Raw genomic sequence first — 11,786 nt, forward strand, 5'->3', positions numbered from 1 at the left:
AGATTGCCACACACCTAGCAAAGCTAGGCTAGGTGTGTGGGAGGTCTTTTTCATTCAATCTCATCCATCATCATTACGATGAAAATAAAAAAGATTGTAGAAAAACATGAGTTTCTCTACAATCTGACTGTAGAATGTCTCTACAGTTTTTTTAACAGCCTTTATTTTTCATTACTTTCTAATTCCTCAATCATCATCGACAGTTCTGTCCAGCGATCCATCGCTTGTTCTAATTCTTCAGCGACGGCTTTTTGCTTGTCCATCAGCTCTTGAATTTTCCCAAAATCACTGCCAGCCTCTGCAATGCTGGCTTCGAGCTGCTGGTGTTTGTCCTCTAGTGCTTGTATCCGATCTTCAATCCCATCCCATTCAAGCTGGTCCTTATAGGATAGTTTTTTCCTCTTTTTCGGTGCAGCTTCTACTGGTTTTTCAGCTGGTTTTGTCTCTGTCCGCTTCTGTTCTTTTTCTTGCTCCATGTAATCGCTGTAAGCACCTTGGAAGTGTGAAATACGTCCATTTCCTTCAAACACAAGCAGACGATGGACGACTCGGTCTAAGAAATAACGATCATGCGACACGGTGATGACTACCCCTGGGAACTGCTCCAAATAATCCTCTAAAATGCTCAGTGTCTCTGTATCCAAGTCGTTCGTCGGCTCATCTAAAAAGAGAACATTCGGCTCTTCCATCAACACCTTCAATAAATACAATCTACGGCGCTCTCCGCCTGACAGCTTGCGGATAAACGTGCGCTGCATGGATCTAGGGAATAAAAATCGCTCCAACATCTGCTCTGCTGTCACAATGACGCCATCTGCCGTTTTGACAATTTCAGCTGTTTCTTTAATGTAATCAATGATATTCAGCTCTTCATTCATTTCGTTATGGTCCTGCGTGTAATAGCCAATGCGAACTGTTTGTCCAATGGTCAATTGTCCATTCGTCGGTTCTATTTTACCCGCCAGGCAATTGAGTAAAGTCGTTTTGCCCACTCCATTCGGTCCGATAAATCCGATACGATCCCCTGGCACGACTAAATCGCTGAACTGGTCCACAAGGGTTTGACCAGCAAATGTGATGCTGATCTCTTCTGCCTCAATCACTTGTTTTCCAAGCCGGTGAGAACCGATCGCAAAATCAAGCTCTCCCTTTGCATCAGGTCCCTTTTGATCCTTCAGCTCTTCCACTCTGCCGATACGTGCTTTTTGCTTTGTTGTTCGAGCCTTTGCCCCTCTTCTCAGCCATGCAAGCTCACGTCTAAGCAAATTTTGACGTTTCGTTTCTTTTACTTGAGCTTCTGCTTCTCGTTCCGCTCTTTTTTCTAAAAAGACTTCATAATTTCCTTTATATGTGTAAAGCTGCCCCTGATTTAATTCATAAATCCGATTGGCGACACGGTTTAAAAAATAACGATCATGGGTTACAAGAATGACAGCCCCGCTGTATTGACTCAAATATCCTTCAAGCCATTCAATGGTTGCGTTGTCTAGATGGTTTGTCGGCTCATCTAAAATCAGCAAACCCGCAGGCTGAATTAAATTTTTGGCGATCGCCACACGCTTTTTCTGTCCGCCTGATAACGCATGAACAGATCGGCTCACATCTTTGACGCCAAGCTTTGTCAAAATCGTTTTCGCCGAAAGGTTCGCATCCCATGCGTCGTCCTGATCCATTTTATTTTGCATACGCATAAGCGCTTCTTGTTTTGCCTCGTTTTGTGGATCATGCTCTAAATCAGCCAGCGCCTTTTCATAGGCTTTCATCGTTTGAATCATTGGTGCTGTTCCTGAAAAAATATAGTCGAGAATCGTTTCATCCCCGCTCATTTCAGGATCTTGCTCGAGAAATTCGATATCAAGTGTCCCTGCCTTTGTGATGTCGCCTTCCTCAAATGATTCAAGTCCTGCAATGACTTTTAAAAGCGTTGACTTCCCTGTTCCATTCGGTCCAATTAACCCGATGCGTTCCTTTGGTTCTATATGAAAAGAGATATGATCAAACAGCGTTTTTTCGCCATAGGTTTTATATAATCCTTCTACATTCAATAAACTCATTTTATCAGCCCTTACATAGATTCTTCCTTTATTTTAAATCAGCCAGTAGCAGAAAACTAGTTTTAAAAAAACCCGCTGCTGAAAAGAATGTTTCCTTTTGATGCTCGATACACTATGAAGAGGTGATCTAAAGATGATAACCATTAGTTTATGTATGATTGTGAAAAATGAAGAGGAGGTTTTGGCTGACTGCCTGTCTTCTGTTCAAGACATTGTAGATGAGATGATCATTGTTGATACAGGATCAACGGATCAAACAAAGGACATTGCTCACTCCTTTTCAGCGAAGGTGCTCGACTTTGAATGGGTCCAGCATTTTGCAAAAGCACGCAATTTCGCTTTTTCCCATGCGACAAAAGAGTATATCTTATGGCTGGATGCCGACGATGTCCTACTTGAAGAGGACCGGCAAAAACTGCTTCAGCTCAAACAGACGCTAGATCCCGCAGTAGATGCCGTCTCGATGTTTTACCACGTTGGATTTAGCGAGGACGGTCAGGTGAATTTTAAATATAGAAGAAATCGGCTCGTCAAGCGTGCCTTGAACTTTCAGTGGTATGGGGCCGTTCATGAATTCCTTCAAGTGTATGGCAACATTTTTCCCGCTGATATCGCCGTCACCCATCAAAAGCGTAAGAAAACAACCGCTGGAGAGCCTGGACGCAATCTGCGCATTTATGAAAACATGCTTGCAAAAGGCGAAGAGATGACACCTCGTGATCTCTTTTACTTCGCCAATGAATTACGAGATAACAAGCAGCATGTGAAGGCGATTCGCTTTTATCACAAATTTTTAGCCACAAAACAATGCTGGATTGAGGATGAAATTCGCACATGCCAAAATTTAGCTGACTGCTATTATGCAGTCGGATTTGAGGAAGCCGCCTTATCCTCCTTACTGCGATCCTTCTTATATGATCAGCCCCGTCCAGAATTTTGCTGCCGGATTGGGGATCATTTCAAAACACAAAATAAATACAAAGCGGCCATCTATTGGTATGAGCAGGCACTGAAGGCACCTGAAATCGAAACAGCCTTTACACTGACACAATATAAAACATGGTATCCTCACCTTCAGCTTTGCTATTGTTATTATCAGCTCGGTGATTTGGCTCAAGCCAAAACCCATCATCTTGCATCCTCAGCCCATTACCCAACCCATCCGAGTGTGCTGTACAATGAAAAAATATTTGCTGAAGAAACGTAAATCTCCTGTTATCACATCCGCCTGTCACATGACGGCGGATGTCTTTTGATACACATTAGACTTTTGTGACATTTAATACTTTAGTGATTTAAAGCGTTTTTCAACCAATTGACTAAATTGTCATTTACGCATATACTAACATTCGTCTTACGAAAAGATTTATCCATTAGGAGGTCAACATGAGTTCTTTATTTAGAAAAAAGTCTCTCGACCAGCTCATGCTTGAAAGTCAAACGAAGCGGCTGAGCCGTTCTTTGAATACATTTGATTTAATCTTGCTTGGCATTGGCTGTGTGGTCGGGACTGGAATTTTTGTGATAACGGGGGTTGCGGCTGCGAAAGATGCGGGACCTGCGATTATTATATCTTTTATTTTGGCTGCGATCGCATGCGCCCTTGCTGCTTTTTGCTACGCTGAATTTTCCTCGTCCATTCCAGTGTCAGGAAGTGTCTATACGTATTCTTACGCAACACTTGGAGAATTCCTCGCCTTTTTAATGGGCTGGGATTTAATGCTTGAATATGTTGTTGCGCTCTCTGCTGTGGCAAGCGGATGGTCATCCTATTTTCAATCACTGCTCAGTGGATTTGGTCTGCACATACCGAAGGCTTTATCGGCTGCACCCGGAGCCGCTGATGGGGCCATCTTCAACCTGCCAGGCGCACTCATTATTTTACTCATTACCTTTATTGTCTCAAGAGGCGTAAAAGAGAGCACGAAGCTGAATAACATCATTGTGCTCATCAAAATTGCCATTGTCCTCCTCTTTATCATTTCAGGCTTTGCTTACGTTAAACCTGAAAATTGGACACCTTTTATGCCAATGGGCTTCCATGGCGTGATTGCAGGAGCGGCAACTGTCTTTTTTGCTTACCTTGGATTTGATGCAATCGCTAATGCATCAGAAGAAGTCAAAAACCCGCAAAAAGCGATGCCAATCGGAATTATTGGCGCGCTCGGTGTTTGTACAATTTTATACATCGGGGTGTCCTTTGTCTTAACCGGCATGGTTCACTATACGAAACTGAATGTCAGTGACCCTGTCGCTTTTGCTTTACAAGTGGTTGGACTGAATAGTGTCGCTGGTATTATATCGGCAGGTGCTATTATTGGGATTACGACCGTGTTAATTGCACTTGTCTACGCTCAGGTTCGTTTAACCTTTGCCATGAGCCGAGATGGACTCATGCCAAAAATCTTTTCAAACGTTCATCCAAAATCGAAGACACCGGTTGCCAACACTTGGCTGACAGGCGCTGTTGCGGCATGTATCGTTGGTTTCGTCAACTTAGCAACACTTGCTAATTTAGTCAGCATCGGTACACTTGCGGCCTTTACGGTGATCTCGATCGCTGTGATCATACTCCGGAAAAAACATCCGAATATGAAAACAGCGTTTAAAGTACCCTTTGTTCCTGTTCTTCCCATCATTAGTGCGGTCATTTGTATGATATTGGCTGCCACACTGAAATGGGAGACATGGCGAGCCTTCCTCATCTGGGTAGCTATTGGTGTCGTTGTGTATTTTACCTATGCAAGACGCAAAAGCCATCTGAATCAAACACAATAGAAAAGAGACACGGGGAATCCCGGTCTCTTTTTTGTTTAAATCACACTGTTTTTCACTGAATTCGAGTCCACCATATCTGGATCGAGTACGCTTGAAATCGGAATGACAAGCGGTGAACAATCTCCATTGTCCTCACCAAAACCCTGGTTCAATTTCATCGAGAGAAAATAATCGATCTGCTGATAAGGTCCTAGCGTCAGTGATGCCCCCCGATCCATTGCATTGATTTTAAAAGCACCGACATTGACGACTGAGGGTGAGAATAACATCACACATCACTTCCTTGGAATAGGTTTAGCTGCTGGCGAAAAAGAGGCAGGTGAGTCCACTTGATCTCGATCATCTACATGGCTCTTTGTTCCGACAAAACCGCTAGCATCTCCAAAATTCTGTCCGTACCCCTGATTTTTTTTATCTGAGTTTTGCCACTCTGCTAACAAATTTTGTCCGACATTCACCGCCGACGCATTTTCAAAGGAATTAATTTTTAACATGAAAATATTAATATTGATATACGGAGTTGGTTGAACCACAGATAAACCTCCTTTTTATAGGTATATGCGAGCACCCATCAAGTATGTTAACAGGAGGTCTTCACATGGACTTCGAAAAAATGAAGCAGTGGATGGACATTGCCCAGCAAATGCATGGAGATGATTTTTGGAAAATGATATTCGATGATGAGCAAAGATCTCCCTTTATGGCAAATGGTCCGTCTCCATTTACATTCTCGCAGCAAGATCAGCGAGGAACAGATGCATCGTTTCCACCAGTCGACATTGTGGAAACCCCTACTGAATTTCAGTACTTAATTTATCTGCCTGGCTACCGGAAGGAAGATGTTCAGGTGCTGTCATATGGTGAATATTTAGTTGTAAAAGGACAGCGTTTTTCCTTTTTTAACGAACAGGATTTTCGCCAAAAACAAGGAAAGTATGGTCCGTTTGAAAGAAAAATTCGGCTCCCAGATATGATTCTTGGTCAAATGAATGCGGCCTTTAAAGACGGCGTACTATACATTCGCTTGCAAAAGGATGAAGGAAAAGCAACTGCGATAATCATAGATGACGAATATTGATACTGACTGCGTCTATTAGATCACGATCATCAATCGTTTCAATCGGCAAGATCGTGATCACGCCATCGGCATTTTGTTCACCAAAACCATTGTTTCTTTTGATCGTCGAGCAGTGATTTCGTACGATCGTCGAACCGAATGTCATCGAGGACCCTGTACCAATCGTATTCGTCTTCATATGGGTAATCTGAATGCGTGTAGGCAGCATGCACTTCTCCCCTTTCATGTATCTCTATAAGTATATACTTGGTAGCTTTTCCATAGACTAGAGCAAGGCGAAAGAAAAGGTTGTGGTCCACTTGAAACATTTCATTCAATCACTCTTTAAAAAAACTGAATCCAGTCCATCCCCATCTGTCGTCGAGCTGGAAAAAAGACTCACCGCTCTTGAGCAAAAAATCTCTGCACCTGCTCCGCCTGTCTCGGAGGACACGCACATTCACATTGAATCACTGCATGTGGACAAAATTGACTACCATTTAGAGTTTGGTGAGCTTTCCATTGATCAGCTTAAAGGCAGACTCAACATTGGGGCCACCTATTACACGCCAAAGGACCCGCACCTCAAAAAGGCAGCTTCAGTACCGAAGCCAAAAGAAACAAAAACACCAAAAGTCTCCATTCGATCAAAGTCTTCATCTCAGCACGACCGGCAGCCAGAAATAAACCGCAAGCACAATCGCTACAATACTGATCACATTTAGCCAAAAACCAGCCTTGACCATATCAGATATTTTCAGCACATCTGCACTAAAGACAGCCGCATTTGGCGGTGTGGAAATTGGCAACATAAACGCACATGAGGAAGCTAACGCAGCCGCAGCCATTAAGCCGTACGGCTCCATGCCAATTGCAAGTCCAAGCCCTACTGTAATTGGAATGATCATGTTCGCAACTGCTGTATTAGACATAATTTCGGTCATAAATAAAATTGAAGCCGTTAAAATAATTAGCAGCATGAGGTAAGACAGCCCATTTAAATGCTGTAAATTTTCCCCGATCCATCCTGTTAGATTCGTTTCCGCAAATCCTGTAGCGAGCGAAAGCCCGCCTCCAAACAAAAGCAAAAGCCCCCATGGCAACTGCTTCATATCCTGCCATTCTAGTATTCTCTCTCCATTTGTCGCTGGAATGAGAAATAACAGCATCGCCCCAAAGATTGCGATCGACGTATCCGAGACAGGAAGCCCGCCAAACAAAAAGATCTTAAAGATCCATAAAAAAGCCGTCATAAGAAAAATAGCAAAAACCCATTTTTCTTCTTGTTTCATTTTGCCTAAATCCTCTAAACCCTTCCGTATAAACGCTGCTCCCATTTCCCCTGTGTGCTCTACCTTGAACTGTATCTTGGTCAAATACAGAAATAAGAGAATAAGCAGAACAGCCGCCACCGGAAAACCAAACAAAAACCATTCAAAAAACATAATTTCTCGATCTAACAGCTTTTTTGACATCGCCGCAAAAACAGCATTTGGTACAGACCCAACGAGTGTCGCCAGTCCGCCAATAGAGGCTGAATAAGCGACCGATAATAGGATGCTTTTACTGAATCGGTCAAGAGATGCACCTGACAAAATATCGTTCGCTTTCACCTCTTTAATCACAGCCAGTGCCACCGGCAGCATCATCAGTGCTGTGGCTGCATTTGAAATCCACATAGATAAAAAGGCCGTTGCTATCATAACCCCTAATACAATGCGGTCACTTCTTGTGCCAATGATGTTTAAAATATGTAAGGCCATTCTTCTATGTAAATTCCATTTTTCAATGGCAATGGCAATCATAAATCCGCCCATGTACATAAAAACAATCGGGTCTCCATAAGCTCTTGATGTTTGCTCCATCGATAGCCCACCAAGTGTTGGCAAAAGGATGATGGGCAATAAAGAGGTCGCCGGTATAGGCAAAGCTTCTGTGACCCACCATGTCGCAGTCCATGCTGTAATGCCAAGTACCACTCTCGCTGCATAGGTCAATTCACTTTCTGGAATGAGCAAAAAAATAAGCAAAAAGAAGATTGGTCCAAGAACAAGTCCAGTTAGATTCACTTTTTTATAAACGATCTCAATTCCTCCTTCATGAAAACGCTTTTAATTTTTTCTAATTTTTCACATTCGATGATCACATAAAAAATCCTTTAAATCATAAGAAAAAATGAAGAGATTCTTCAGCAGCAACTGTGTCTTGCTTCATATTTCCACTTCATGACTTGGTCTATTTTCATAGGAGAAACTATACAAATCCTACACAGTAACTGTAAACTATAGAGGATCTAATCAAAAATTGAGGTGTTTTCATTGTATACAGATCAACGAAAATCATTTTGGAAACAGAAAAAAGTCATCATTCCCCTTCTTAGCATCATCGCGATTGCTGCTGCTCTCTTTTTCTTAAAAGATACGCTTTTCTCCAAAGAAAAAGAGGCGCTGAAAGCCGCTGAATCCTTTACGAAACATCTGGAGAAAAAAGAATTCACAAAATTGGCAGATGAGGTCACAAGCGGCTCTCTGAAAGCCAATGACTTTTCTAAAAAACAACTTGCCGAAAAATACGATCATATCTTTAGCGGCATCGGTGCGAATGATCTAAACGTCTCAAACGTCAACGTAGAAAAACAGGATAAAGGAAATGGGTATCAATTCACCTATGAAGTCACGATGAAAACGTCACTTGGAAAACTGAACAAACTCTCTTACAAAGGTGTTCTCTCCGAAGAGGATAACGAGTGGAAAGTAGACTGGAAACCAAATCTCATCTTCCCGCAAATGGAAAAGGGTGACACCATCAAAGTGACAACGGATCCTGCGGTACGCGGAAATATTGTAGATCGAAAAGGGCGCACGTTAGCAGAAACAACTGGTGGACACGCACTTGGCATCATCCCTGGAAAGCTCGGGACAGGCACGGAAAAAGAAAGCAACATCAAAAAAATCAGCAGCGCTTTTGATATAGATGAAGAGCTGATTCAAAATCAGCTGAAACAAGCATGGGTCACAGATGACACATTTGTCCCGCTAAAGTCTATGTTAGAGCAAAAGCTGATTCCAAAAGACATAAATGGCGTCACCTATCAAACGAAGGAAATGCGCTACTATCCATATAACGAAGCCGCTGCTCATCTGACAGGCTATGTGGGAAAAGCAAATGCGGATGATATCAAAAGAAATCCAGCTTTAAAGGCGGATCAAATCATCGGCAAAACCGGCCTTGAATTCACATTTGACAAGAACTTAAGAGGACAAGATGGCGGAAGCATCCTCATTATCCATGATGAAACAGGTATTGAAGAAACATTACAAAAAACAGACCGAAAAGACGGAAAAACAGTCAAACTGACCATTGATGCATCTTTACAGAAAAAAGCCTATCAACAGCTGAAAGGTGAAAAAGGGGCTGTCACCATTATGAATCCATCATCAGGTGATTTATTAGCGCTTGTTAGCACCCCTTCTTACGATGTCAATTTAATGACCAACGGGATCACGCCTAAACAATACCAAGCATACAGTGAAAATCCTGATCTCCCATTCCAAGCTCGGTATGCGAGCAGATATGCACCAGGATCTACATTCAAAACCATTACAGCAGCGATTGGACTGGAAACAGGTGTCACAAAACCTAATAAAGTGCGCACCATTCATGGGCTGAAATGGCAAAAGGATCAATCATGGGGAAATTATCGCATTACACGGGTTCATGACAAAGAACAAGTCAATATGGTCGATGCCCTCGTGTACTCAGATAATATTTATTTTGGACAGGAAGCCCTTGAAATCGGCAAAGATACTTACGAGAAAAAAGTGAAAACATTTGGGTTTGGCGATGATTTAAACATGCCGTTCACAATGAAACCGGCACAAGTGTCTAACGACGGGATCCAATCAGACATCTTACTCGCCGACTCAGCATATGGCCAAGGAGAATTACTCATGTCTCCAATTGAACAAGTACATGCCTATTCTCCATTTGCAACAGGAGGAAAGCTTGTGTACCCTCGAGTCATTCAGGATGAAAAAACAGCATCACCAAAACAGATCATCAAAGAAGATACAGCAAATACGGTGAAGGATGCACTAACTCAAGTCGTCACCAATTCAAACGGAACCGCTCACTCGTTGCAAATAAAAGGGGCTGATATAGCCGCTAAAACCGGAACAGCGGAACTAAAGAGCAAACAAGGTGCGACAGACGGGACTGAAAATGGATTTTTACTTGCGTTTAATCCTAAAAAAGAAGATTATGTCCTCGTCGGCATGATTGAAGGTGTGAAAAACCGTGGAGGCAGTGGACTTGTCATTCAAAAAATGAAGCCTGTCATCGCTTCTTTCTATAAATAACCCTTAAGAGACACACGCTCCATCAAGCGCATGTGTCTCTTTTTTTCTAAATCATGACAATTTGCTATTGTTTTATAGTTCACCTTATGAATAAAATGAGGAGAATGAAAAAAGAAACAAGTTGAATGAAAGGAGGAAGTCTCATTGGCTATTGCTGCTCAAACAAAGAATAAACCTCAAAAAGCGGTCACCGGTTCAACGGTTTATCCTATTTTATTGATTATTGGTATTTGCCATATGCTCAACGACACATTGCAAGCCGTGATTCCTGCCATGTTCCCTATTTTAGAACGCTCAATGGGGCTGACCTTTACTCAATTAGGGCTAATCGCCTTTACATTAAATATGGTCTCCTCTGTCATGCAGCCTGCGATCGGGTGGTACACAGATAAACGTCCGATGCCCTATGCACTGCCTATCGCATTATTTTCAAGTGCTGTCGGCATTTTCGGCCTTGCGTTTGCACCATCATTTGCGACCATCCTACTGTGCGTCGTCTTTATTGGACTCGGCTCTGCGATTTTCCATCCAGAGGGCTCACGGGTTGCCAACATGGCAGCTGGTCCTAGACGGGGTCTTGCTCAATCCATCTATCAAGTCGGCGGAAATACAGGTCAAGCCTTTGCTCCGCTAATCGCTGCATTAATGCTCGTCCCTCTCGGTCAGCCAGGTGTGGCTTGGTTTACGATTGTTGGAATGATTGCTGTCGGTTTCCTTCTTTATATTTCAAGATGGTACGCAGGAAGACTTCAAACCATTCGAGCACAAGCGAAAAAAGCGCCTGCAAAAGCAGCAAGATCTGAACTTCACCGCAAGTCAGCGCTCACAGCACTTGGCATTATCGTCTTTCTTATTTTCGCGCGTTCTTGGTATGGAAATGCGATCTCGAATTTCTATGCGTTTTATGCGATTGAACAATATGGTTTGACGATTAAAGAATCACAAACTTATATTTTCTTATTTCTTATATTGGGTGCGATTGGGACATTTTTAGGCGGGCCGCTTGCAGACCGCTTCGGCAAGAAAACCGTCATTTTAATTTCCTTATTAGCATCCTTTCCGCTTGCCATGCTTCTCCCATTTGCCGGACCAGTTTTTGCTTATGTTTTACTTGGACTCATTGGGATCATTCTGACCTCAAGCTTCTCTGTCACCGTGGTCTATGCCCAAGAACTATTTCCCGGGAAAATTGGCACAATGTCTGGTTTAACTGTTGGGCTTGCGTTTGGTATGGGAGCGATTGGATCCGTTGCCCTCGGCTCATTAATTGATGCAGTCGGTTTAACGCCTACCATGATTGGTGTCGCCTTTTTACCGATATTAGGCATCCTAGCCTTCTTACTGCCAAGCGATCAGACCATAGCGAAATGGAATGAATCATAAAAGGTAAAAACCGCTCAATAAATGAGCGGTCAGATTGTAGAGAAACTCATGTTTTTCTACAATCTTTTTTATTTTCATCGTAATGATGATGGATGAGATTGAATGAAAAAGACCTCCCACACACCTAGCCTAGCTTTGCTAGGTGTGTGGCAATCT

The 11,786-nt window shown here is 42.7% G+C and carries 11 protein-coding genes; 6 read left to right on the forward strand and 5 right to left on the reverse strand.

From position 1 onward, the window contains the following. Positions 1–161 precede the first annotated feature (161 nt). Complete coding sequence (locus tag EBQ12_RS19095; RefSeq protein WP_060780862.1) at positions 162–2,054, reverse strand: ABC-F family ATP-binding cassette domain-containing protein; 1,893 nt, start codon at positions 2,052–2,054, stop codon at positions 162–164. Between the two features lie 133 nt (positions 2,055–2,187). On the opposite strand from EBQ12_RS19095, the gene EBQ12_RS19100 reads away from it, so the two are divergent. Then, the gene (locus EBQ12_RS19100; RefSeq protein WP_125591024.1) at positions 2,188–3,261 is read left to right on the forward strand and encodes a tetratricopeptide repeat-containing glycosyltransferase family 2 protein; all 1,074 of its coding nucleotides are present in this window, start codon (positions 2,188–2,190) and stop codon (positions 3,259–3,261) included. A 179-nt stretch (positions 3,262–3,440) separates the two neighbouring features. Beyond that, on the forward strand, positions 3,441–4,832 hold the full coding sequence (bcaP, locus tag EBQ12_RS19105; protein WP_125591026.1) for a branched-chain amino acid transporter BcaP: 1,392 nt from the start codon (positions 3,441–3,443) through the stop codon (positions 4,830–4,832). Positions 4,833–4,867: 35 nt separating this feature from the next. Here bcaP and EBQ12_RS19110 read toward each other — a convergent pair whose 3' ends face one another. Then, on the reverse strand, positions 4,868–5,101 hold the full coding sequence (locus EBQ12_RS19110) for a hypothetical protein (RefSeq protein WP_008344178.1): 234 nt from the start codon (positions 5,099–5,101) through the stop codon (positions 4,868–4,870). Positions 5,102–5,107: 6 nt separating this feature from the next. Further along, entirely contained in the window at positions 5,108–5,365 is a 258-nt protein-coding gene (locus tag EBQ12_RS19115) for a hypothetical protein (RefSeq protein WP_008344180.1), read from the reverse strand. A 65-nt stretch (positions 5,366–5,430) separates the two neighbouring features. On the opposite strand from EBQ12_RS19115, the gene EBQ12_RS19120 reads away from it, so the two are divergent. Then, positions 5,431–5,910 (forward strand): Hsp20/alpha crystallin family protein, encoded by a 480-nt coding sequence (locus tag EBQ12_RS19120; RefSeq protein WP_008344182.1) that lies wholly within the window; start codon positions 5,431–5,433, stop codon positions 5,908–5,910. Here the strand turns inward: EBQ12_RS19120 and EBQ12_RS19125 are convergent. Continuing rightward, the gene (locus EBQ12_RS19125) at positions 5,891–6,118 is read right to left on the reverse strand and encodes a hypothetical protein (protein ID WP_017360415.1); all 228 of its coding nucleotides are present in this window, start codon (positions 6,116–6,118) and stop codon (positions 5,891–5,893) included. The genes EBQ12_RS19120 and EBQ12_RS19125 overlap by 20 nt on opposite strands. 82 nt (positions 6,119–6,200) lie before the next feature. Here EBQ12_RS19125 and EBQ12_RS19130 point away from each other — a divergent pair, with 82 nt between their 5' ends. After that, positions 6,201–6,614, forward strand: a complete 414-nt coding sequence (locus tag EBQ12_RS19130) for a hypothetical protein (RefSeq protein WP_241215661.1) — start codon at positions 6,201–6,203, stop codon at positions 6,612–6,614. On the opposite strand, the gene EBQ12_RS19135 is transcribed toward EBQ12_RS19130, so the two are convergent. Next, the gene (locus tag EBQ12_RS19135) at positions 6,546–7,958 is read right to left on the reverse strand and encodes an SLC13 family permease (protein ID WP_083693062.1); all 1,413 of its coding nucleotides are present in this window, start codon (positions 7,956–7,958) and stop codon (positions 6,546–6,548) included. The two genes, EBQ12_RS19130 and EBQ12_RS19135, sit on opposite strands and share 69 nt — an antisense overlap. A gap of 249 nt (positions 7,959–8,207) precedes the next feature. On the opposite strand from EBQ12_RS19135, the gene pbp4 reads away from it, so the two are divergent. Both pbp4 and EBQ12_RS19145 read left to right on the forward strand, forming a co-directional pair. Continuing rightward, positions 8,208–10,247 carry a penicillin-binding protein PBP4(5) gene (gene pbp4 / locus EBQ12_RS19140; protein ID WP_125591030.1) on the forward strand — a complete coding sequence of 680 codons (2,040 nt, stop codon included), beginning with the start codon at positions 8,208–8,210 and terminating at the stop codon, positions 10,245–10,247. A 144-nt stretch (positions 10,248–10,391) separates the two neighbouring features. Then, a complete protein-coding gene (locus EBQ12_RS19145; protein WP_125591033.1) occupies positions 10,392–11,630 on the forward strand; it encodes an MFS transporter in 1,239 nt (412 codons plus the stop codon). Positions 11,631–11,786 lie beyond the last annotated feature (156 nt).

The organism is Bacillus sp. 2B09 (assembly GCF_003946835.1).
Taxonomy (GTDB): domain Bacteria; phylum Bacillota; class Bacilli; order Bacillales; family Bacillaceae; genus Bacillus; species Bacillus altitudinis.

Coding starts and splice junctions, on each gene's coding strand:
- EBQ12_RS19095 (WP_060780862.1), bottom strand. CDS start 2,054: ATGAGTTTATTGAATGTAGAAGGATTATATAAAACCTATGGCGAAAAA.
- EBQ12_RS19100 (WP_125591024.1), top strand. CDS start 2,188: ATGATAACCATTAGTTTATGTATGATTGTGAAAAATGAAGAGGAGGTT.
- bcaP (WP_125591026.1), top strand. CDS start 3,441: ATGAGTTCTTTATTTAGAAAAAAGTCTCTCGACCAGCTCATGCTTGAA.
- EBQ12_RS19110 (WP_008344178.1), bottom strand. CDS start 5,101: ATGTTATTCTCACCCTCAGTCGTCAATGTCGGTGCTTTTAAAATCAAT.
- EBQ12_RS19120 (WP_008344182.1), top strand. CDS start 5,431: ATGGACTTCGAAAAAATGAAGCAGTGGATGGACATTGCCCAGCAAATG.
- EBQ12_RS19125 (WP_017360415.1), bottom strand. CDS start 6,118: ATGCTGCCTACACGCATTCAGATTACCCATATGAAGACGAATACGATT.